Origin of the sequence: Sphingomonas sp. OTU376, assembly GCF_038440415.1 — a bacterium.
GTDB lineage: Bacteria > Pseudomonadota > Alphaproteobacteria > Sphingomonadales > Sphingomonadaceae > Sphingomonas > Sphingomonas kyeonggiensis_A.
On sequence record NZ_JASATQ010000018.1, the window covers coordinates 43,664 to 66,255 of the forward strand.

The following is a 22,592-nucleotide window of genomic DNA, read 5'->3' on the forward strand; positions in this document are numbered from 1 at the left end:
ACCCTTGCGGGGTTTATCAGAACTTGAACGTGATCGTGCCGCCATAGGTGGCGCCGACGATGCCGCGGGCATAGAAATAGCCGTCGGTGATCGCCTGCGTCTGGCCCTGGCGGGGATTACCCTCGGTCAGGCCGATGACGTTGAAGATGTTGTCCGCGTTCACGCTCAGCTGCAGCTGCTTGCTGAGGTTGAACGAGGCACCCACGCTGGTCACGCCGTAGCTCGGCAGCGCCACGCCGTTGCCGGCATCGGCGTAGATCTTGCCGATATACTTGTAGCGGCCATAGATCTCACCGAGACCGTTCGGCAGCTTGTAGCTCGGCGTGATCGTGAACAGGCGTGCCGGCGTGCGCTCGGGGCGATTGCCCTCGAAGCCCTGCTGGTTGGCGCCGTTGATCGCCAGGTTGACGAGCTTCGGATCCTGGAACACGCCCTGGAAGTCGATGCTGAAGGCATCGACCGGACGGACGTTGAGGTTGAGCTCGACGCCGTTGGTACGCAGATCGGCGTTGATGTTGCTCTGCTGCGACGGGTTCACCGGATCGGCGAAGTTGTAGTTCTGGTTGCGGAAGTTGGTGCGGAACACCGTCGCCGAAGCCGAGACCAGGCGGCCCATCTGGTAGCGGACGCCGGCTTCGTACAGCTCGATCCCGGTGATGGGATCGACATTGTTCATCTGGAAGCCGTTGGCGTAGCGGGCATAGATCGAGAAGTTCGGCGTGATCAGGTAGTTCGCGCCGACGGTGTAGGCCACCGCCTTCTTGTTCGCCTTGCGCACCGCATAGGTGCCGTCCCAGGTCGAGCCGACCGTGGTCAGCACGCCGGCCGTGCCCGGCTGCACCGCCTGGTTCACCGCCGCGGTGTTGCCGTCCCACGCCGTCGCGCTGTCATGCTCCCAGCGCACGCCGGCGTCGATGTGCAGGTCGCCGATCGAGAACTCGTCGTTCACATAGAGCGACAGGCTCGAATCCTGGCGGCTGCGGATGCCCGCGCCCCAGTCGCCGTACGAGACCAGGCCGTTGTCGGACAGGGTGCCGATCACCTGGTTGTTCGCGTTGAGCGCGACGATGTCATAGACATCGCTGTTGGTGCGCACATCGTTGACCACGCTCGCCGTCGCCGACTGGTCCTGGTTGCGCTTGGTCTTGTAGTACATCACGCCCGCGGTGAGCGAGTTCTTGAAGCTGCCGCTCTCGAAGTTCCAGCGGCCGCCGACGTTGAAGCCCAGGTCATAGGCGTCGATCGCGTCGTGGTTGAGCGTGGTACGCTGCAGGAAGCCGTTGCCGTTCAGCGCGTTGAGCAGCGCCGTCTGGTTCGAGCCGATCACCTGGCCGGTGCGCAGGTTCTTGATGCCATAGCGCACGGTGGTCGGGAAGGCGGCCTGGCCGAGCGTCAGCAGGTCGTTGATCGGCGAGCTGCTGCCCGGGGTCAGGTAGTTCACCGCGCTGGTCAGGCCGGCATTGCCGGTGCCCGAGCCGGGGAACAGGCCGTTGAAGTCGTAGCTGTAGTCGAGATAGCGGCCATGGCCGAACAGCGTGAACGAGTCCGAGATCGGCTTCTCGAAGTCGAGGCGGACCTGCCAGGTCTTCGAGACGATGCCGTCGTCATAGTTGAATTCGCGATAGCCGCTCGAATGCGCGTTGGTCGAAACCGGCACCGCGATGTTCGAGAAGGCGCGGCCGCCGACATTGCCGAACTGGGTGTCGAGGCTCGGCACGCCGCCCGGCTCGCCATCCGTGAACTTGTACGGCTGGTCGGCGTAATAGGCGTTCTTCATGTCGCCGCCCTTGGCCGACAGGCGGACATAGCCACCGTCGTCGAACTTGTATTCGAGCGCGCCCTTGATGCGCCAGCCGGTATAGTCGTTGGTGTTCTTGCGAACGCCCGGGCTCGACTGGAAATAGCCGCCGACGCTGAAGGCCAGCTTGTCGGTGATCGGCTGCGAGTAATAGCCGTCGGCGCGCTTCAGGCCGTAATTATAGCCGGTGAAGCGGACCGCGCCCTCGGGGCGCTCATGGTTCACGGCCTTGGAGATGAAGTTGATCGTCGCGCCCGCGCCGTTGACGGTGAGCACGCCCGACGAACCGCCCTTGACCGCTTCGAGGCGATCGATGGTCAGGTCCTGGTCGAAGAAGAAGTCGGCGCCGCCGCCGCCGTACAGGATCGGCATGCCGTCTTCCTGCAGCTGGACGAAGCGCTGGCCGCCGCCCTGGAGGCCGCGGACCGAATAGTTGTTCGAAACCGCGCCGGCGGTCGCCTCGACGAAGATGCCCGGGACCATTTCGAGCAGGTCGGCGGTCGAGCGCGGGGCCTTCTGGTCGATCAACTCGCGATTGGCGAGCGTGATGTCGGCCGACGAGGTGATCAGCGGGCGGTTCGGCGTGGTCTGGCCGGTGACGACGATCTGGCCTTCATCGGCGGCGTCATCCTGCGCGGCGGGAGCAGCCGCATCAGTGGTGGCCGTCTGGGCCTGGGCGGCGAGCGGCGCGAGCGCGGCACTGGCCAACAGCGCGGCGCGAACGCCAGCGCGAACGGAAAGCAACATATATCCTCCCCAACCGAGTTTATGCCGGACAGTCCGGCGGGTTGATCCCGCTCGATTAATCACGACGCCCGCATAATGAAATCGTTTTCTGCAACTGTCACGCGGAATTTGCCAAGCACTGGTGCGCTGGTGCAACAGGTGCCGAAACCAACGGATTTCGGCGGGCTTCGTTGCAATGCTACGCCACGCGGGAGAGAGATTTTGACACAGAAAAGCGCGGGTGGCGCGGGGGGCATGCGAATCAACCGGCGTGCCTTGATGGCGGGATCGGCGCAGGCGGCGCTGCTCGGTTTGCTGCCGGTCCGGGCGCGCGCGGCATCGGCGCGGATCGAGGGGCTGATCGCGCGGATGACGATCGCGGAGAAGGCGGGACAGCTCAGCTGCTTCAACGACGAGATCCGTCCGGTCGGCGCGGTGTTCAATCCGGTGGTCGATCCGCGCGGCGCCGATGCGATGCTCGCCGATATCACCGCCGGTCGGGTGGGGATGTTGTTCAACGGCTATGGCGTGGCTGGCGCGCGCAAGGCGCAGGCCGCGGCGCTACGGAGCCGGCTCGGCATCCCGCTGATCTTCGCGGCCGACGTGATCCATGGCTGTCGCACCGTCTTCCCGATCCCGTTGGCCGAGGCGGCGGCGTTCGATCCCGCGCTGTCCGAGCGCGCGGCACGGGCGGTGGCGGAGGAGGCCAGCGCCGGCGGACTGCACTGGACCTTCGCGCCGGTGGTCGATGTCGCGCGCGACCAGCGCTGGGGGCGGGTGGCCGAGGGGGCGGGCGAGGACGTGCTGCTCAACCGCCAGCTTGCCGCCGCGCGAGTGCGCGGTTTCCAGGGGAAGGATCTGCGCCGGGCGGACAGCCTGCTCGCGACGCCCAAGCATTTCGCCGGCTATTCGGCGGTGCGCGGCGGCATGGAATATGCTGCGGTCGACATGAGCCTGGCCGAGCTGCGTGAGACCTATCTCCCGCCCTTTGCCGCCGGGTTCGGCGCGGGTGCGCTGGCGACGATCGCGTCGTTCACCGACTTCAATGGCGTGCCGGCAACCGCCAATCGCTGGCTGCTCACCGATGTGCTGCGCGGCGAGCTGGGCTTCGCGGGCGTCTGCGTCTCCGACTATGATGCCGATCGCGAACTGATCGCGCACGGCGTTGCCGCGGACGAGGCGGATGCGGTGCGGCTGGCGATCCTGGCGGGCGTCGATGTCTCGATGCAGAGCGGGCTCTACAACAAATATCTCCCGGCGCTGGTCGAGAACGGCAAGGTGCCGATGGCGCGGGTGGACGAGGCGGTGCGGCGGGTGCTGGCGCTCAAGGAAACGCTGGGCCTGTTCGACGATCCCTTCCGCTCGCTCGATGCCGTCGCCGAGAAGAAGCGGACTGCGACGCCTGCGATCAAGGCGATTGCGCGGGAAGTGGCGACGCGCTCGATCGTGCTGTTGCGGAACGCGGGAGATCTGCTGCCGCTGCCGGTGAAGGGGAAGAAGATCGCGCTGATCGGCCCGTTCGGGGCGGACAAGGCGAACCTCAATGGACCCTGGTCCTTTGCTGGCGATGCTGGGGACGGGATCGACCTGGCGACCGGCATCCGCGCGATGCTCGCCGATCCCGCAGCGCTGGCGGTGGAGGCGGGGAGCGGGATCCACGAACCGCTCGCCGGAGGTGTCGCGCGGGCGGTGGCGGCGGCCAAGGCGGCGGATGTGGTGTTGCTCGCGATCGGCGAGGCGGGCGACATGTCGGGTGAGGGCAATAGCCGGGTTGAGATCACTGTGCCGGCGGCGCAGCAGGCGTTGGCCGAAGCGGTTTCGAACACGGGCAAGCCGGTGGTGGTGCTGCTGCGCCACGGGCGTGCGCTGGCGCTGGAAGGGGCGGTGCGCGATGCGCCGGCGATCCTCTGCACCTGGTTCCTCGGCGAGCAGACCGGGCCGGCAGTGGCGGATGTCCTGTTCGGGGTGCGTGAGCCGACCGGGCGGCTGCCGGTCAGCTTCCCGCTCGCCACCGGGCAGCAGCCCTGGTCCTATGACCGGCGCAGCACCGGGCGGCCGGCGGGAGACGCTGATCCGATGGAGCCGGGCCGCAGCCATTGGCGCGATGCGCCGGACCGGGCGCTGTTCGAGTTCGGCAGCGGCCAGGGCTATACGCGTTTTGCGCTGGGCGAGCTGCAGGTGCCGTCGCGGGTGGCGAAGGGCGAGGCGGTGCAGGTCCGCGTTGCCGTCACCAATGCCGGGCTCCGGCGCGGCGCGGCGTTCGTGCGGGCTGATGTGCATGATCGTGTCGCCAGCCGGACCCGGCCGGTGCGGCAGATGAAGGCCTATGCCCGCATCACCCTCGATCCCGGCGAACGCCGCATCGTGACGCTGACCATCCCCTATGCCGAGCTCGCGCTGGTCGCCGCCGACAATCAGTGGCGAGTCGAGCCGGGGCGTTTCGACCTGTGGGTCGGCGCCGGCGGCGAGGAACTCCACAGCCAATTCGAGGCCCTGTGAAGCAGGCGTTGAAATGCATTGCATGATCTGCTTGGCTGCGCCGGACAAAGAGACGAGAGAGGATCATCCATGAAGCGCGCAGCCTGGGCGGTACCCGCCCTGATCACCAGCTACGCCCTGCTCGGGCTGCTGATGAACAGCGTCGGCACCGTGATCCTCCAGTCGATCGCGCATTACGGCGTCACCAAGACCCATGCCGCGACGCTCGAGGCGTGCAAGGACCTGTCGGTGGTGGTCGCCTCGTTCCTGTTCGCGACCACGCTGCCGCGCTTCGGTTTCCGCCGCGCACAGATCGGGGTGATGCTGGCGGTGGCGGCCGGGGCGGTGGCGATCAGCTTCGCCAACAGCTTCTGGGCGATGCAGCTGTTCTTCGTGCTGGTCGGCCTGTGCTTCGGCATCGCCAAGGTGGCGACCTACAGCTCGATCGGGCTGGTTCGTCCGGATCCCGCCCGCCACGCCAGCCTGACCTCGCTGATCGAAGGCGTGTTCATGGTCGGCATCCTCGCCGGCATCTGGCTGTTCGGCTGGTTCATCGGCCAGGACGCGACCGGGCAGGGCTGGCTGGGCGTCTACCGGGTGGTCGCGGTGCTGGCGGTGCTGGCCGCGATCCTGTGGTGGTTCGCCGATCTCGACGAGAGTGGCGCCCGTGCCGTCGAAGGCCAGGCGGCCGGCGGCTACCGCGACGCGGTGGCGCTGCTGGTGCTGCCCTCGACCATCGCCTTCCTCACCGCGATCTTCCTCTATGTGCTGATCGAGCAGGGCGTCGGCACCTGGCTGCCGACCTTCAACAACCAGGTGCTCCACCTGCCCGGCGCGATGAGCGTGCAGGCGTCGAGCATCTTCATCGCCGCGCTTGCAGTGGGGCGGCTGAGCGCGAGCGGGCTGGTCGCCCGGCTCGGTTGGCTCAAGCTGCTGCTCGGTTGCCTGGGCCTGATCGCGGCCTTGGTGCTGCTAACCCTGCCGACCACCCAGGGGCTGCAGCCGCGCGCGGAGATGGGCTGGTTCGACGCGCCGATCGCCGCGTACATCTTCCCGCTGATCGGCGTGTTCATGGCGCCGATCTACCCGATCGTCTCCTCGGTGGTGCTGAGCGCGCTGCCGCGTGAAAGGCACGCCGCGATGGTCGGGCTGATGGTGATCTTCTCGGCGCTGGGCGGCACGATCGGATCGTTCATCACCGGCTTCACCTTCGACCGCTTCTCGGGCCAGACCGCCTTCTACCTGGTGCTGGTGCCGCTGGTGCTGATTGCGCTCGCACTGGTGCGGCTCGAGCGCCTGACGCGGAAGATTTAGGCGCTACCTGTTCCCCGGCGGAAGCCGGGGAACAGGGTTGGAATGCTTCTGGAAAAGATGGTTCCCCGGAGAAGGCCGGGCCTGGCAAGCGGCGCGCTACTGGGCCCTCGCCGGGGAACTAGGTCCGCCATCCCCGGGGTGTGGGGGAAGGGATGGCGGGAGGGAGCCGTCAGGCCGAGTAGGCGGCCAGGTCGAAGTCGGCGATCGCCGGGATGATCCAGTCGGCTTTGGGGAGCGCGGCCGGGGTGCCGACCCCGACGGCCTTCATGCCGGCGGCATGGATCGCCTCGACCCCCGCGGGAGCATCCTCGACGCCGAGCATCTCGGCGGGAGCGGCGCCCAGCGCCCGGGCGGCGGCAAGGAAGATGTCTGGCGCGGGCTTGCCGGCGGCGAGGCTGGCGGGGTCGATGATCGTGTCGAACAGGTCGGCCACCTGCATCCGTGCGACCAGCAACGGCGCGTTGCGGCTGGCCGAGGCGAGGGCGATGCGCAGTCCGGCGGCGCGGCACTGCTCCAGCGCCTCGCGGGCGCCGGGGAACAGGTCCGCAGGCCCGAAATGGGCGATCTCCTGGAGATACCAGTCGTTCTTCTGCGCAGCGAGGCGGAGGCGCTTGGTCTCGCCATAGCCGGGACGGTCGCCGAGGATCAGCGCCAGGCTGCCCATCCGGTCTACCCCCTTTAGCGCTTCGTTCGCTTCCTCGTCGAAGCGGATGCCAAGACTGTCGGCAAGCTTCTTCCAGGCGCGGTAATGCGCACGGGCGGTGTCGGTCAGCACCCCGTCCAGGTCGAAGGCGACACCCTTGAGGTTCATGCCAGCAGGCCCGTCCAGCTCTCGCCGGGAGCGAGGGCGATCTCGGCATCGTGGTGGCCGATCACGATCGCGGGCCCCGAGACGGCGCTATAGGTGATCTGCTCGCCCGCCACTTCGACGCGCACCAGCGTGCCGCGCCAGTTGAGGCCGAAGCTGTAGCCGGGCCAGGCGGCCGGACGGGTCGGGCGGAAGCGGAGCTGCGGGCCATAGGGGCGGAAACCCGCGAACCCCCAGACCAGTGCCAGCCAGGAGCCGGCAAGCGCGGCCATATGGACGCCGTGGCCGGTATTGCCGTGACGATCGTCGATATCGACCAGGCTGGTCTCGGCGAAGAAATCGAGCGCCTGTGCCTCGTGCCCGACCTCACTGGCGAGGATCGCGAAGGTGGAAGCGGAGAGGGTGGAATCGTGCGTGGTGATCGGCTCGTAATGGTCGAACACCCGGCGCTTGCGCTCCGCCGAGACCTCCTCGCCGCCCAGCACCATGGCGAGGACGATATCCGCCTGCTTCGAGACCTGATGCCGGTAGAGCGTCATCGGGTGGTAGTTGAGCAGCAGCGGGAAGTCCGATGCGGGCGTGCCGGCAACGTCCCAGCGCGGCTTGTCGAGGAAGCTCGCATCCTGCGCATCGAGGTTGCGTTCGGCATCGAACGGCAAATGCATCGCATCGGCGACGCGCGTGAACTCCGCCAGTTCCTCGGCGCCGAGCTGCATCTCGGCGGCGAGCCAACCCCAGGCTTCCGGATCGAGCGCGGAGACCCGGTCGGCGGCCGAGATGGCGAGGCGCAGATGCTTCTGGGCCATCCGGTTGGTGTACCAGTTATCGTCAATCAGCGCGGTATATTCGTCCGGGCCGGTGACGCCGCGCAGGTGGAACTTGCCATCCGCCCAATCGCCCAGCGCCAGCCAGATCCGTGCGGTCTCGACGAGCATGCGCACGCCGTGCTCGACCAGGAAAGCATCGTCGCCGGTCGCATCGACATAGGCGCCGATCGCGAAGGCGATGGCCGCATTGATGTGATATTGCGCCGATCCGCTCGGATAATGGGCCGAGCATTCGCGGCCCTCGATCGTCCGCCAGGCGTATAGCGCGCCCTGCTTGTGGTCGAGCGCGCGGGCATTGGCGAAGGCCGCATCGAGCGTGCCGGCGCGGTACACCAGCATCGCCCGGGCGATCTCCGGCGCCAGTACCGAGAGCACCGGCAGCATGAACGCTTCGGTGTCCCAGAAATAATGGCCCTCATAGCCTTCGCCGGTCAGGCCCTTGGCGGCGGCGCTCGAGCGGCCGTCGCGGCCCGCAGAGGCGAAGAGGTGGAACAGGTTGGCGCGCAGCGTCGCGGCAAGGCGCGGCTCTCCGGCGATGGAAAGGTCGGCGGCGGCCCAGAAGCGGTCGAGCAAGGCGGCCTGGGTAGCGGCGGCGGCGACGAAGCCGTCGGCCAGCGCGGTGCCGGCCAGCGCGCCGGCATCGGCGACCAGTGTCTCGGAAGCGTCGCGGCCTGCCGCGAAGCCGGTGGCGACCAGCAGCCAGCCATCTTCCTCGCCAATCCGCTGAACCGCGGCGACACCGATGCCGCTGCCGGGCAGCCGCTCGACGATCTGTTCATCGGTTGCCTGTTCGGTCTCGAACCCGCGCGAGGCAAGGTTCACGCCGATGCGCGGGTCGTCCGACTGCGCGGCGCCGCTGGGAGCGGGGGCGAGGCGGGGGTGGAGGGTGACGTCGGCCTCCCCGTCGATCTCGGCCTGGAAACGGCGGAGCAGCAGGGTGCTGCCATCGAGCGGCACGATCCGCTCGCTGCGGATGCGCAGCAGCCGTCCATCGGGAAAGGACCAGCGCGTCTCGCGGCGGAGCATGCCGGCGCGCAGGTCGAGCGTGCGGCGGGTGGCCGAGCGGAGGGCGCTGAAATCGATTGCTTCGCCGTCCAGCCGGACCTCGAGGCCGAGCGCCTCGGCAACGGGGACGCGCGAATCGGAGGTGGCGGCAAAGCCCTTCAGCTTTTCGTGATAATGGATCGGCGCCTGTTCATAGGCATGGGCAAGGAAGGTCGTCGCCTCGGCGCGCTCCTCGATGGCGCCGCGCACACCCAGTGCGCCGTTCGAGAGAGCGAGAATCGTCGCGGCCCAGCCTTCGCGGGCGGGGTCGTCGCCGATCACATCGAGCGACCAGCCGTCCTCCGCGAAGAGCACACCATCGTCCGCGCCGTTCAATACTCGAGCCAACACCCGCTCCCCAACTCTTATCGAGTGGTGCGATACAGGGTCTTTGATATCGTTTTCAAGGATAAAGGACCGGTTGGTGTTTCCAGTTTCGGATGACGAGGGAGAGTTGGGCCGCCGCCGGTCAGGTATCCCGAACCACGATCTCCGTCGGCAGCGTGGTCGAGCGCGCGCGGCCGCCATCGACTTGCTGCATCAGCTTCTCGACGAGCAGTGCGCCGGCCACGTCGGTCTTCTGGTTGATCGTGGTGATCGCAGGGCTGAAATGCGCTGCAGGCGGGATGTTGTTGTAGCCGACCAGCGAATAATCGGTGGGGGCGGCGAGGCCGCGTTCCTTGAACGCACCGATCACCGCCATCGCGGCGGTGTCCGAAAAGGCGAACACCGCATCGGGCAGGCGGCCCGCGGCGAGATAGGCAGTCACCGTATCGGCGGTGGCGTGGAAGGCCATCGAGGCGATCGGCAGGAAATCGACGGTGACGTCGTCCTGCTCCTTCGCCGCCGCGCACAGGCCCTCATAGCGGAGGCGCAGCTCCTCATGCCGGATGTCGCCGACGAACAGCCAGTGCTTGCGCTTCTTCGCCAGGAAATGCCGCCCGGCCAGCTCGCCGCCCAGGAAATTGTCGCTGCCGATCGCACAATAGCCGGCATCGGGGGCGACCGCCCCCCAGACGACCAGCGGCACATCGGCGCGGCCCAGCTCGCGCAGCATCGCGTCCCGCGTGCCCTGGCCGAGCACGATGAACCCGTCGGCGCCGCGTGCCTGGTAGAAATCGCGAAAGGCGCGGACGTCCTCGAGCCCGGGCGGGGAAAGGAGGAGATCCTGGTTGCGGATCGACAGCGCCTCGGACACCCCGGCGAGCAGCTCGAAGATGAAGGGATCGCCGATCGCGCCATGCCGGTGCGAGCCGAAATCAAGCATCACCGCCACGGTATTGGTGCGGGTGTGGCGCAGCTTGGCGGCGTTGCGGTTGACCGCATAGCCATGCGCCTGCGCCACTGCCATCACGCGCTCGCGCGTCTCCTCGGTCACCAGCGGGCTGCCGTTCAGCACGCGTGAGACGGTGGGCGTGGAGACCTGCGCCAGCCGCGCGATGTCCTGCATCGTCAGGCGGGCACCGGGCTTGGGGCGCTGTTCGTTCTTGCTTGCCGATTTCTTCGTCATTGCCGCCACTATGGCGTGGAATCGACAGGCATCAACTGCTCAAGCGCAACATGCGGACCGGATTGCGGAAGAACCTGCTGGCGCGTGCCTCGTTTTGACGAAGGGGCGGAGCATTCACAAGATAACGGCGTGCACCGCAGGCAGGTGAATGCGCCCGTCCGGCCCGCGATGCTTGGAGAAATTGGGCATCAGGAAATATACCTAAGCTATCTCGTGGAAGTGATGAGGGTGGATTGCAAAGTATTTCCCTGTATGATCCAGGTTAAGATCGGTTCGAGGGAAGATATGTCTGTATCTGCTCTTTCGTGGTCTGGTGCTTTGTGACCGGACCGGACGTGCCTCAAGTGGCAGCGGATGCCGACTTTCTTGTCTGAGCGGGCATGGCGTCACCGCCGCGGGAGGCGGTCAGGCGGGGATCGATGCCATGCAGCACGCATCGCGGAAGGGCGAGGGTTTCGATGTCATCATCACCGACCTGGGCATGCCGCATGTCGACGGCAACCAGGTCGCGCGTACGGCCAAGGCGATATTCCCCGACACCCCGGTGATCCTGCTGACGGGATGGGGGCGCCGGATGGCGACGGACGACCAGGCGCCCGCCCATGTCGATTTCGTCCTGTCCAAGCCGGTCGACCTGGACCAGCTCCGGGGGATATTCGCCGGGCTTGATTGAGCAGTTCTCCAAACTCAGACTGTCACATTCGCCGCCTAACGGAATGCCGACTCGCCGCCCGGCGGGATCGAGTTGCACCCAGCAGGGATGGCCGATGCACGCGATTGACCGCGAACGGACGCGATGGTTCCTGCGCAACATCCTGCCGCATGAACCGGCGCTGCGCAGCTGGCTTGCCCGGCGCCAGCCGATCGGCCTCGATGTCGACGACATCATCCAGGAATCCTATGCGATCCTGGCCGATCTCGACGGGATCGACGGCATCCGCAATCCGCGCGCCTATCTGTTCCAGGTCGCCCGTTCAGTAATCACCCGCCATGTCCGCCGCGCCCGGGTCGTGTCGATCCACACCGTGGAGGATCTCGGCGAGCTGGATATGGCGGATGATCGCCCATCCCCCGAACAGGTTTCGATCGATCGCGACGAACTGGGGCGGCTGGCCCAGGCGATCGGGGCGATGCCGGCGAAGACGCAGCAGGCCTTCATGCTGCGCCGGGTGGACGGACTGTCCCAGCGCGAGATCGCCGCGCGCATGGCGATTTCGGAGAATACGGTCGAGAAGCATATCTCGCGGGGGCTTCGTTTCCTGATCGATTGGTTTGGCCATGGCGGAAAAGCTCTGGCAAAAGCCTCTAGGGAAAGGGAAATGGAGAGTAGCGCTTTTGACGATCGAGCGAGAAACCAGTCGATCCATTGACGAGCAAGCCGCCGACTGGATCGCCAGGCTCGATCGGGGGCTATCGGAAGCGGAATCGCAGGCGCTGAACGACTGGCTGGCCGGCGATCCCCGCCGGCGCGGCGCGATGCTGCGCGCCAATGCCCTGGGGATGCTGAGCGAGTCCGCCCGAGCATTGGGCCCGCAGTTCGACCCGAAGCAGTTTGCCGTGCCCGAACCCGCACCGCAGCCGCGCACCCGGCGCGTCACCCGACGATCGATGCTCGCGATGATCGGTACGGGAGGCGCGATCGCGGCGTCGGTCGTGGCACTGGGGATCAGCCTGCCAGCCGCCGCGATCACCACCGAACTGGGGGAGGTCCGCCTCGTCACGCTCGAGGATGGATCGACGATGATGCTCAACACGCAGACCAGCGTGAAGGTGCACTACGGGCCCCGCGAGCGCAGCGTCGAGCTGCTCTACGGCGAAGCCTTCTTCACCGTTCTCGCCGACCCGGGCCGCCCCTTTTTCGTCGAGCTGCCCGGCAAAAGGGTTCGCGCTACGCGCGGCACCTTCCGCGTGCGCAAGCTCGAGGGCAAGCCGGTCGATATCCTGGCCGATCAGGGCGGGCTCGCGTTGGTGGCGGCAAGCGCCTCTGCGCCGTTGCAGCTTCCCCAGGGCAGCCGGCTGGTATTCCCGTTGGAAAGTCCGATCGGGCAGCTGCCCATCCCGCAAGCGATCGCGCCGGACCTCGTCTCGCGCGAGCTTGTCTGGCGTGAAGGCAAGATCGCCTTTGAGGGGGAGGCGCTGATCGACGCCGCCGCCGAGTTCGCGCGCTACAGCAAGGTCCGCATCGAGATCCGCGATCCTTCGCTGGCGCGCGAACCCGTTGCCGGACTGTTCGCAGCCAGCGATCCGATCGGCTTCAGCCGCGCGGTTGCCAGCCTGTTCGGAGCGCGGATCGAGCAGAGCGGCAACACGGTGGTGCTCAGCCGAACCCAGGGACGTCCCTAAATTTAGCGCCGGAATGGCGGAACTTTCTCCGCCAGGTCTCTCAGCCACCAAAGGGTGCGGCGCCCGCCGCACGGATTGGGGGTCCCAGAACCATGTTTTCCCGGAATGCCATTCTCTCGACCACGGCGATCCTTGCCGCATGCACGGCAACGGCGCCGGCTTTCGCGCAGGTCCGCAGCTTCGACATTCCCGCACAGACCGCGGTCAAGGCCATTCCGGAATTCGCCCGCCAGGCGCAGATCCAGGTCATCGCGTCGGCCCGTGACCTGGCCGGTGTGCGCACGCCGGCGATCAAGGGGGCCATGGATGTGCGGCAGGCCCTGCATCGCCTGATTGCCGGCACCGCGCTGGAGATCGCCAGCGACGATGGCCAGGTCATCACGTTGCGCTCGCGCCGGGCGCCCGGGCACAATGCGGCGCAGGTGAGCGGGCGGGGTACGGTTGCCGGCCAGGTCGCTAACACGACGAGCGGCGACTATCTGCGCGCCGCGATCGTCGAGCTGGTCGCTGCCAACGGGGAACGCCGTTCGGCCACTTCGGGCGAAGGCGGCGCCTATCGCTTCAACGACGTGCCGGCCGGGCCGGCCAGGGTGTCGGTCCATTTCACCGGCTATGCGACCGAGGAAGCGGACGTGGAGGTCCAGCCGCGCAAGACCGCGAAGCTCGACTTCAGCCTGAGCGAGAGCGGGGCGGACGGCGAGCAGGCGAGCAACCGCATCGTCGTGAACGGCGCGCGCGAGGACTATGCGCAGGAGATCATGCAGCAGCGCAAGTCGATGAACATCGTCGATGTGCTGTCGACCGATGCCTATGGCGACATCGCCGGCGGCAATCCGGCCGAGTTCCTGAAATTCATGCCGGGCATCGATGTGGACGGCACCAATGGCAGCTCGCTCTACGCCTTCCTGCGCGGCCTGCCGGCGGAATATACCCGCACCCAGCTGAACGGCATGGACGTGGTGTCGGCCAATGCCAATGCGCCGTCGGGCTATGCCAATTCGGCGGCCGCCGCGCGGATCTTCAGCTATGAATCGATCTCGATGTCGGCGATCGATTCCGTGACGGTCTACAAGACTGTCAGCGCCGACAACAATGCCGATGCCCCGGCCGGCATCATCGATCTGCGTACCAAGCATGCCTATGACCGGAAGAAGCAGGCGCTGGTAATCTCGGTCGGCGGCTTCAGCCACGAGAACATGCTCGACGGCACCATCCACACCGGCCCCGATCCGCGCGGCTATGGGAAGGATCGCTTCCTGCCCGAGGCATCGTTCTTCTACGCCAACAGCTTCTTCAACCGGCGGCTCGGCGTGATGCTCTCGCTGGGCTACAACAACAGCTATATCGAGCGCGAGCAGCTCACCATGAGCCGCAACTATGTGCCGACCGCCAAGAGCCCTGATCCGCTCGCCTTCACGTCGATGGAGTTCGAGACCTCGGCGCGCCAGACGACGCGGCGCACCGCCTCGACGGTGATCGACTTCAAGGTGGACGACCGGCTGACCGTGTCTCTGCTCGGCATCGCCTATCGCGGCAATGTCTATCAGAACCAGTCCGACGCGACCTTCACCACCGGCGCCCGCACCAATGGCGTGAGCGGCGATATCCTCAGCGACTATACGACGCTGAACCCGGCCACGACCAAGACCTTCCAGGCGGCGAACTCCACCCAGTACAAGGTCAACAAGGGCAATATCATCGCGCCGAGCTTCGAGTGGAACCGCGGCAACCTGCATCTCGACGGCTATTTCGCCTATTCGGATTCCAGGTCCTATTATGACTCGCCGCACATGGGGCAGGTCACCTCGTTCATCCCGACGGTGACCTCGACCGGCAACTTCTCGGCGGTGAAGGGCAGCTCGAGCCTGGCCTATACCGATTGGGACATCACCCAGGTGAGCGGGCCGGACTGGAGCAAGACGGGCTCCTATACTCTTTCCGCCGCGCCGCAGATCCGCACCACCAGCGGCGCCAATGCCTTTATCTACGAGAAGTCGGGCGGGCTGAACGCCAGCTATGACGCGCAGTTCGGCAATGTGCCGATCACCTTCAAGGCGGGCTTCAAGGTCACCGACACGGTCTACCGCTTCGGCGAGACCTCGGGCGACAATCTCTACACCTATACGGGCGGCCTCTCGAATGCGGCGTTCCTCGCGGCGGTGACCGGCCCCTACACCCGCACCTCGTGGGACAAGAGCAACGCCAGCTTCACCTCGATCTCGGGCTCGTCCTATGTGCCGATGATCGACATGAGCAAGCTCTACGAGATGTACGCCACCCATCCGGACGAGTGGACGCACACGCTCACCGCCGCGAACTACGCCGCGGCCAATTATTCGAACAACACGCGGTTCCAGGAGAACATCAAGGCCGCCTATGGCATGGCGACCGCGCAGATCGGCAAGCTCAAGCTGCGTGCCGGCCTGCGTGCCGAATGGACCGCCAACACCAGCTGGGGCTGGTCGCCGCTCTCGGCCACCGACGTTAAGGCAGCGACGGTGAACGGCGTGAAGTGCGCGGTCACCGCCTCGACCGGGATCGCCACGACCATTCCCTGTGTCGACTATCAGTTCCGGACCAATGGCTATCAGGCGATCAAGGGCGACTATTTCAAGCTCTATCCGAGCGCCTCGGCCAAGTTCACCTTCGCCCGCAGCACCGATGCCGAAGTGGGGTATAGCCGCACCATCCTGCGCCCGGGCCTCAACGCGATCGCCGGCAGCGCCAGCGTGGACGATGCCGACAAGGTGATCTCGGTGCCCAATCCCGGCCTGACCCCGGCGATGTCGGACAATATCTCGGTCCGGCTCTCGCACTATTTCAAGTCGGTCGGCCTGTTCACCGCGGGCTTCTACTACAACCGCATCGACGGCCTGGCCGACCTGCAGGAGGGGCTGAGCGCCGCGGAGGTGGGCAGCGCGGCCGGCGGCTACGCCGACGACCCGTCCTATGCCGACTATACCTACACCACCTATCGCCAGCTCGGCGTGGTGAGCATCAAGGGGATCGAGGTCTCGTTCCAGCATTCGCTGAGCTGGCTGCCCGCGCCGTTCGACGGGCTGTCGGTACGCGGCGGCTTCATGCACAACGAGCCGAGCGAGCCGATCACCCGTGTCGGCAAGAACATCGGATCGGCGGCGCTGATGTACGAGAAGGGGCCGGTAAAGCTCTTCGTCAACATGCTGTGGAACGACGACAAATACCGCTCCACCACGCCGAGCTGGTTCCAGGCGCGCACCGATCTGAGCGTGTCGGGCCGGATCAAGCTGGTGAAGCATTGGGAGGCCTATTTCTCGGTGAACAACCTGCTCAGCCAGCCCTACAACGTGATCGTGCCGGGCACGCTTGCCACCAGCGCGAGCAGCTTCCCGAACCACAGCGCCATCTTCGTCCAGAACGGCCGCACCGGCACGTTCGGCATCCGCGCACGCTTCTAGGGCGCGCGTACTCCTTTCATCGCAACCAGCGGAACCTTCCCATGGCAGATACCCCGATCTTAACCCGCCGCCGCCTGATCGCCGATGCAGCGCAGCTCGCCTCGCTCGCCGCCGCCACCACGCTGATGCCGCCAAACGTGCAGAAGGCGCTGGCGCAGGCGCCGAACCGCGCCGGATCGATCAAGGACATCAAGCATGTGGTGATGCTGATGCAGGAGAACCGCTCCTTCGATCACTATTTCGGCACGCTCTCCGGCGTGCGCGGCTTCGGCGATCCCGATGCGCTGAAGCTGCCGGACGGCAGGAGCGTGTTCCACCAGCCGGACGCCGAGAACCCGGCCGGCTACCTGCTGCCCTTCCACCTCGATACCGCGACCACCAACGCGCAGAAGCTGCCCTCGACCAGCCATGCCTGGAAGGTGCAGCACCAGGCATGGAACGGAGGCAGGATGGACCAGTGGCTGCCGGCGCACCGCGCGGCGGACGGCACCGATGGGCCCTACACCATGGGCTATTTCAAGCGCGAGGACATCCCGTTCCACTATGCGCTGGCCGAGGCGTTCACGATCTGCGACGCCTATCACTGCTCGGTGATGGGGCCGACCTGGCCGAACCGGCTCTACTGGATGACCGGCATGATCGACACCGAGGCGACCGGTGGCGGCCCGGTGATCAGCAACAAGGCCCCGCCCGAGGGCTTCCGCTGGACCACCTATGCCGAGCGGCTCGAGGCGGCGGGCGTGCCGTGGCGGGTCTATCAATATGGCGAGCAGGGCAAGCGCGCGCACAATCTGTTCAAGTATTTCGCCCAGTTCCGGGGAGCGCCGGCGGGCTCGCCGCTGGCGGTGAAGGGCATGCCCGACACCGACGAGGGCGCCTTCGCGCAGGACGTGCTGCACGACCGCTTGCCCGCCGTCTCCTGGATCATGCCGAGCGCCGAGGCGAACGAGCACCCCGAACACATGCCGGCGGCCGGCGCCAAGTTCATCGCCGACCGGCTGAACGAGCTCGCCGCCAATCCAGAAGTCTGGGCCAAGACCGTCTTCATCCTCAACTATGACGAGAATGACGGGCTGTTCGATCACGTGGCGCCGCCGGTGCCCGCGCCGGGCACGCCGCAGGAGTTCGTCAACGGCCTGCCGATCGGCGGCGGCTTCCGCGTGCCTTGCATCCTGATCTCGCCCTGGACGGCGGGTGGCTGGGTGTGCAGCCAGCCCTTCGACCATACCTCGGTGCTCCAGTTCTGCGAGCAGGTGACCGGCGTGCGCGAGCCCAATATCAGCGCATGGCGCCGCCAGGCATTCGGCGACCTGACCGCGGCATTCCGCTTCCAGCAGTCCGCGACCAGATTTCCGCCGCTGCCCGGCACCCAGGCGATGCTTGACCGCGCGACCTATGCGGCGGCCAACCTGCCCAATCCGCCGGTGCCGGGCGCGGAACAGCAGCTACCGGTGCAGGAGAAGGGCACGCGCAAGCGAATCAAGTGAGGCGCCTGCATTTGCACCTGCTGCTTCCGGGCGTGGTGGCGTTGCTGTCAGCGGCGGCGCTGCCCCGGCCTGCCGTCGGGGAGCGCGGGCGCTCGGTCTATCTCGCCCGCTGCGCCGATTGCCACGGCCGCAGCTTCGAAGGCGTCGAGGAAGCCCCGGCGCTGACCGGGGCGCGGTTCGAAGCGAAGTGGCGCGGCCAGACGGTGAGGCTCTACGAGAAGATCCGGCGCTCGATGCCACAGGACGACCCCGGATCGCTTTCACAGGCCGACGCTGCGGACCTCGTCGCACTGGTCTCCGCGGCCAACCATGGCCGGCTCGCGACGACCGGGGCGGGCAACCAGCTGCAGAACGAACTCACTTTGACTCGGATATTGCCGTTGTAAAATCTTGTAATGTAAAACGAATTTTACATTGCGGGGCTGTTCTTCGGTAAAGCTTTTGGCGGATACGGTGGGTGCGCTGATCCCGGATGGGCTCAGCGATCTGTATCGGGTTTGCGAAGAGCTTGGGTGGGGCGTGATCAACTATTGCCGGTATCGGCCGGAACTGAACGGGGAAGGGCGCGCGATCCCGTGCGCGCGGCGCAGGGCCTGATGGGCGCGCATCCCCTGGAGATCGTGCCGGACGTGCCGGCGATGGGCGCGGACAGCCTCCGCATCCTGATCGAAGGTTCGCCGGACGGTTTCCTGGTGCATGACATGACCGGGCGCATCCTCGACGTGAACGACCGCTTCTGCCGCGACCTGGGCTATAGCCGGGCGGAGCTGACCGGGCTGACGGTCGACGAGATATCCTGCGGCAGGGCGCCGGCTGCGAACGCAAGGCTGTGGGCCGCCGCGGTTCCGGGGGCCGCCGCCACCTTGTCGCAGATCGTCGTCCGCAAGGATCGCACCACCTATCCGGCCGAGGTTCGCCTTGCCTGCCAGATGGTCGCCGGCCGCAAGTTGTTCATGGCGTTCGTGCGGAACCTGGGCTTCCCCGCATCGCCCCGTGTCACATCGCCCGGGATCTCCACCCGCGACAGGGCGCGAGAGGCCCAGTCGGTCCATGGAAAGCTGCGCGCGGTTATGGACAGCGCCGACGACGTCATCGCTTTCCAGGATCGGCTGGGCCGTTGCCTGATGCTCAATCGCAGCGCGGAGGCGCTGGCGGGGTTGCCGCGCGGGGAAATCCTCGGCCGGAACGCGATCGAGATCTTCGGCGACGCGATCGGCATGCGCCTTCGCGCGGGGGAGGAGCAGGTCCTGTCGACTGGCATCTGCTCCGTCACCGAGGAAGTCTTCCGGGTGGATGGCGGGGAACGGATCTTCCTCATCACCCGGAGTCCGCATCGCAACGAACGGGGCGAGATCGACGGCCTGGTGAGTATCGCCCGCGACGTCACCGATCTTCGCGAGCGCGCCCGCCTGGTCGAGGCACGGTTGACGCAGGCGAATCTCTCGCTGGAAGAGGAGAAGCTGGCGCTTTCCCTGCGCACCGCCGAGCTGGGGCGGCAGGCCGGCGAGGATGCGCTGACCGGTATCGCCAACCGCCGCCGCTTCGACGAAGCGTTGAAACGGGCCTGCCTGCATGCCGCGCGCACGGGCCAGCCGCTTGCCCTGGCGATGGTCGATGTCGATTTCTTCAAGCTCTACAATGATTGCTACGGCCATGTGCGGGGCGATGCCGCGCTGAAGCGGATCGCCGATATCCTCGCCGACGCGGCCCGGCGGCCTTATGACCTTGCCGCGCGCTATGGCGGTGAGGAGTTCATGCTGTTGCTGCCCGGCACAGACCAGCCCCGACAGCTGCTCGAGGATATCGCGACCGAACTGGCACGGGCGCGGCTCCCGCATGCCGCGTCGCCCATTTCGCCCTTCGTGACGATGAGCTGCGGCTGTGTTGTGGTGACCGATCCCGGCGCGATCGCGCCTGCAGACATCATCGGGGAGAGCGACAAGGCATTGTACCGGGCGAAGAAGGAAGGGCGAGACCGGGTCGTGGTTACCCGCTTCTGATCGGGCTTTGTAAAACCTTGTAAAGCGGGCGAAATGGCGCGCGACTTCCTATGATCTAACCGGTTACACGCATGGTTGCGAACCTCCCATCGGTCGCGGTCGCCGCCGAGTTGAGGCTCGGCGGCGGCATCTCTATGGTTCTCCCCGGTGGACCATGAGGGGGAACGAATTGCGTTGTGCTTTCTGGATCACGGCTGCCTCCTGCGCCCTTCTGGCCGGTTGCGTCGCGCCGATCGAGCGGAGCGACCTGATCGTCGGCGAGCCTTCGGTGCCGCCAGCGACGCGCTTCACCATCGCCGGCACGGACACCAGTACGCCGATCGGCATCGAGGCGCGCGAGGAAGTGCGTCGCGCCCTGGTCGCAGCCGGCCTGCAGGAGGATCCTGCCGCGTCGGTCCGCGTCGATGTGGGGTTCGCGGTAGCGCGCAAGGCGCTCCAGGTAGCGCTTCCGGGCGTCAGGCCGGTTCCCGACGATCCCGAAGGCATCGCCACCTGCCGTCGTAGCCAGTATGTCCTGTCGGTCGCGATGATCGCGCGGGACAGCGGTCGGGTGCTCTTCCGGAGCGCGGCGACCGCGCATCGCTGCCCGCGCTCGGTCCGGAAGGTGCTGCCGCTGCTGGCCCGCGCCGCCCTGTCAGGCAGCCCCTGGACTGGCGGGAAGGACTAGGGTGAAGCAGGCGCCGCCGCCTGGTGCGGCGCGATAGACCAGGACGCCGTTGTGGCGCTCCGCCACGGTACGGGCATAGGCGAGGCCCAGGCCGGCGCTTAGGCCCTTCTTCTCCTTCGATGTCGGGCCGAAGCGCTCGAACAGCCAGGGCAGCTGTTCGGCGGGCACACCGGATCCGGCGTCCCGTACCTCGACGCGCTGCCAGCGTGCGCCTTCCTCCGTAACCGCTTCCAGGGTGCAATGAACCTCGCCCCCTTCGGGGCTGAATTTCACGGCATTGTCGAGCAGGTTGAGCAGCGTGCGCGTCAATGCCTGGTGCTCGCCCTGGATGCAGTGCGGTTCCAAGCCGGCATCGACGACGACGCGCACGCCCTTGGCGTTGGCGAGCGGCCAGACCGCGTCGCTCGCTTCGGCCAGGCAATCCGCCACGTCGATTTCCTCGGGCTGGAAGGCAGCGGTCTCCAGCCGGGCAAACTGTACGAAATCCTCGGCCAGGCGCAGCGTTCGGCGGGCATGGCCGGTGAGCCGGCGCGCGAGACTATCGGGAATATCCTTGCCCGGTTCGCCCTCGACCAGCGCCACGATCGCGGCCTGGGGGGAGCGCATGTCGTGGCTGAGGAACTCGATCGCGACCTCGCGGTCGCGCTCCGCGGCGCGGATCGCGCTGATGTCGGCGAGCAGCAGAATCCAGCCGCGCTGCTCGGCAGTCGCACCGGTGAGGGCGGTCTTGCGCGGCGAGAAGCTGCGTCCGTCGGAAAGGCGCAAGTCCTCCGCCGGCGGTTCCTGGATCAGCCGCGCCACTTCCGACAGGTCGAGCGGGCCGTCGAGCAGCAGCTGTGCGGGCTGGTTGGCCAGGAGCACCTCGCCTGACAGGGTCGTCACGATCAATGGATCGGCAACCCCCTCGATCGTGTCCGCGACGAACTGCTTGAGATCGCGCAGGCGCGCAATCGAGCTGCTCAGCGCCAGCGCATTGCTGCCCGTCGGATCGAGCCCCACGGGCGCGGAAGGGGCGATGGCGCTGTCCGCCCCGAAGCGGGTCAGCTCATCGGACATCGCGCGGTGGATGGCGCTCAACCGGCGCCATCCCCAGAGCGGATAGACCAGCGCGAGCGCCAGCAGTGCCGATACCGGCGGGATCCAGATGCCGGCGAGCAGGAGCAGGATGATGGGCAGCGTCGCCGTCACCGCGAAGATCGCCAGCGCTGCGAGCAGGGACTGGGTCGGCCGCAACCGCAGGAAGAGCAGCAGCAGGATGATGCTGGGCAATCCGGCGAAGAGCAGGCGCCACGGCGTCGATGCGAGCTGGACGAAGCGGTCGGCGAGCAGCGCGTTCAGCAGATTGGCCTGCACCTCCACGCCGGGCAGGGTGCCCGCGCCCGCGACGAAATGCCGGTCGCCAAGGCCCGCCGCGGTGGCGCCGACCAGGATCAGCTTGTTCTCGAGGAAGCCATGGGGAACGTCGCCCGCGAGCACGTCCTTGAACGGCACGGTGCGGAAGCTGCCCGCTGCGGCATAGGGCACGAACACCCGGTAGTCGCCCTGCGCGGCGGCGTGGGCAAAGGCCGGCGAGGGCGCGCGGTTGGCCAGCCGATAGGCCGTCTCGGCGAGATGCGGGAAGGGGTGGCCGTCGATGTCGAGGGCGAGCAGCGCGGCGCGGGCGCTGCCGTCCGGATCGTGCGGCAGCGCGACGTGGCCGAGCGCCGCCGCAGCCTCGCGCTCGGGCGAGATGGGAAGGGTCGCGTCGAATTCCCTGCCGGCGGTGCCGGGTGCCTCGAGAAGGATGGGCAGGGCGATCGGCACGCGGCGCATCGACCCGGCCAGTGCCCGATCCTCGGCGGGGCGCGCGGCGGGCTCGGTAAAGAGCACGTCATAGGCGATCGCGGCGGGCCGGGCCGCCGTCATGCGCGCGAGCGCCTGGGCATGGATGTCGCGGCGCCAAGGCCAATGGCCGAGCGCGGCAACGCTGGCATCGTCGATCGCGACGATCAGTATCCGGTCGGAGGGCGGCGCGGCACGGAAGCGGACCAGGCCGTCATAGAGCGCACTGTCCAGCCGGGAGACGCCGCCACCCAGCACCAGGCCGCTGGAAACGGCCAGTGCCAGCAGGGCGATCGCCGTCCACTCCAGCAGCAGCCGGGTGCGGGCCAAGG

Annotated in this window: 15 protein-coding genes; 10 read left to right on the forward strand and 5 right to left on the reverse strand. The window is 67.1% G+C overall.

Annotated features, from left to right (window positions below):
* Positions 1–16 precede the first annotated feature (16 nt).
* A complete protein-coding gene (locus tag AAHM44_RS09990) occupies positions 17–2,545 on the reverse strand; it encodes a TonB-dependent siderophore receptor (protein WP_184168432.1) in 2,529 nt (842 codons plus the stop codon).
* A gap of 234 nt (positions 2,546–2,779) precedes the next feature.
* On the opposite strand from AAHM44_RS09990, the gene AAHM44_RS09995 reads away from it, so the two are divergent.
* Positions 2,780–5,023 (forward strand): glycoside hydrolase family 3 N-terminal domain-containing protein, encoded by a 2,244-nt coding sequence (locus AAHM44_RS09995; protein WP_342249876.1) that lies wholly within the window; start codon positions 2,780–2,782, stop codon positions 5,021–5,023.
* A 69-nt stretch (positions 5,024–5,092) separates the two neighbouring features.
* Positions 5,093–6,316, forward strand: a complete 1,224-nt coding sequence (locus AAHM44_RS10000) for an MFS transporter (protein WP_342249877.1) — start codon at positions 5,093–5,095, stop codon at positions 6,314–6,316.
* A gap of 169 nt (positions 6,317–6,485) precedes the next feature.
* On the opposite strand, the gene pgmB is transcribed toward AAHM44_RS10000, so the two are convergent.
* From pgmB to AAHM44_RS10015, 3 genes are all read right to left on the reverse strand, one after another.
* The gene (pgmB, locus tag AAHM44_RS10005; RefSeq protein WP_269575938.1) at positions 6,486–7,127 is read right to left on the reverse strand and encodes a beta-phosphoglucomutase; all 642 of its coding nucleotides are present in this window, start codon (positions 7,125–7,127) and stop codon (positions 6,486–6,488) included.
* Positions 7,124–9,343 carry a glycoside hydrolase family 65 protein gene (locus tag AAHM44_RS10010; RefSeq protein ID WP_342249878.1) on the reverse strand — a complete coding sequence of 740 codons (2,220 nt, stop codon included), beginning with the start codon at positions 9,341–9,343 and terminating at the stop codon, positions 7,124–7,126. Before AAHM44_RS10010 ends, pgmB begins: the two co-directional genes overlap by 4 nt.
* Before the next feature lie 121 nt (positions 9,344–9,464).
* Positions 9,465–10,505: a LacI family DNA-binding transcriptional regulator gene (locus AAHM44_RS10015; RefSeq protein WP_342249879.1), complete on the reverse strand. Its 1,041-nt coding sequence runs from the start codon at positions 10,503–10,505 to the stop codon at positions 9,465–9,467.
* A gap of 313 nt (positions 10,506–10,818) precedes the next feature.
* Here AAHM44_RS10015 and AAHM44_RS10020 point away from each other — a divergent pair, with 313 nt between their 5' ends.
* From AAHM44_RS10020 to AAHM44_RS10055, 8 genes are all read left to right on the forward strand, one after another.
* Positions 10,819–11,178, forward strand: coding sequence for a response regulator (locus tag AAHM44_RS10020; RefSeq protein ID WP_342249880.1), 360 nt, complete (start codon positions 10,819–10,821; stop codon positions 11,176–11,178).
* A 94-nt stretch (positions 11,179–11,272) separates the two neighbouring features.
* On the forward strand, positions 11,273–11,875 hold the full coding sequence (locus AAHM44_RS10025; RefSeq protein ID WP_184168426.1) for an RNA polymerase sigma factor: 603 nt from the start codon (positions 11,273–11,275) through the stop codon (positions 11,873–11,875).
* Positions 11,841–12,848 carry a FecR family protein gene (locus AAHM44_RS10030; protein WP_342249881.1) on the forward strand — a complete coding sequence of 336 codons (1,008 nt, stop codon included), beginning with the start codon at positions 11,841–11,843 and terminating at the stop codon, positions 12,846–12,848. Before AAHM44_RS10025 ends, AAHM44_RS10030 begins: the two co-directional genes overlap by 35 nt.
* Positions 12,849–12,940: 92 nt before the next feature.
* Positions 12,941–16,285: an outer membrane beta-barrel protein gene (locus AAHM44_RS10035; protein ID WP_342249882.1), complete on the forward strand. Its 3,345-nt coding sequence runs from the start codon at positions 12,941–12,943 to the stop codon at positions 16,283–16,285.
* Between the two features lie 41 nt (positions 16,286–16,326).
* The gene (locus AAHM44_RS10040) at positions 16,327–17,772 is read left to right on the forward strand and encodes an alkaline phosphatase family protein (protein WP_342249883.1); all 1,446 of its coding nucleotides are present in this window, start codon (positions 16,327–16,329) and stop codon (positions 17,770–17,772) included.
* 11 nt (positions 17,773–17,783) lie between these two features.
* On the forward strand, positions 17,784–18,158 hold the full coding sequence (locus tag AAHM44_RS10045; protein WP_342249884.1) for a c-type cytochrome: 375 nt from the start codon (positions 17,784–17,786) through the stop codon (positions 18,156–18,158).
* A 189-nt stretch (positions 18,159–18,347) separates the two neighbouring features.
* Complete coding sequence (locus AAHM44_RS10050; RefSeq protein ID WP_342249885.1) at positions 18,348–19,772, forward strand: sensor domain-containing diguanylate cyclase; 1,425 nt, start codon at positions 18,348–18,350, stop codon at positions 19,770–19,772.
* A 169-nt stretch (positions 19,773–19,941) separates the two neighbouring features.
* On the forward strand, positions 19,942–20,439 hold the full coding sequence (locus AAHM44_RS10055; RefSeq protein WP_342249886.1) for a hypothetical protein: 498 nt from the start codon (positions 19,942–19,944) through the stop codon (positions 20,437–20,439).
* On the opposite strand, the gene AAHM44_RS10060 is transcribed toward AAHM44_RS10055, so the two are convergent.
* A complete protein-coding gene (locus tag AAHM44_RS10060; RefSeq protein WP_342249887.1) occupies positions 20,407–22,590 on the reverse strand; it encodes a CHASE2 domain-containing protein in 2,184 nt (727 codons plus the stop codon). The two genes, AAHM44_RS10055 and AAHM44_RS10060, sit on opposite strands and share 33 nt — an antisense overlap.
* Between the last annotated feature and the right edge of the window lie 2 nt (positions 22,591–22,592).

Excerpts from the sequence above, each read along its gene's own strand:
- AAHM44_RS09990 (WP_184168432.1), bottom strand. The coding sequence starts at position 2,545 with ATGTTGCTTTCCGTTCGCGCTGGCGTTCGCGCCGCGCTGTTGGCCAGT.
- AAHM44_RS09995 (WP_342249876.1), top strand. The coding sequence starts at position 2,780 with ATGCGAATCAACCGGCGTGCCTTGATGGCGGGATCGGCGCAGGCGGCG.
- AAHM44_RS10000 (WP_342249877.1), top strand. The coding sequence starts at position 5,093 with ATGAAGCGCGCAGCCTGGGCGGTACCCGCCCTGATCACCAGCTACGCC.
- pgmB (WP_269575938.1), bottom strand. The coding sequence starts at position 7,127 with ATGAACCTCAAGGGTGTCGCCTTCGACCTGGACGGGGTGCTGACCGAC.
- AAHM44_RS10015 (WP_342249879.1), bottom strand. The coding sequence starts at position 10,505 with ATGACGAAGAAATCGGCAAGCAAGAACGAACAGCGCCCCAAGCCCGGT.
- AAHM44_RS10025 (WP_184168426.1), top strand. The coding sequence starts at position 11,273 with ATGCACGCGATTGACCGCGAACGGACGCGATGGTTCCTGCGCAACATC.
- AAHM44_RS10035 (WP_342249882.1), top strand. The coding sequence starts at position 12,941 with ATGTTTTCCCGGAATGCCATTCTCTCGACCACGGCGATCCTTGCCGCA.
- AAHM44_RS10040 (WP_342249883.1), top strand. The coding sequence starts at position 16,327 with ATGGCAGATACCCCGATCTTAACCCGCCGCCGCCTGATCGCCGATGCA.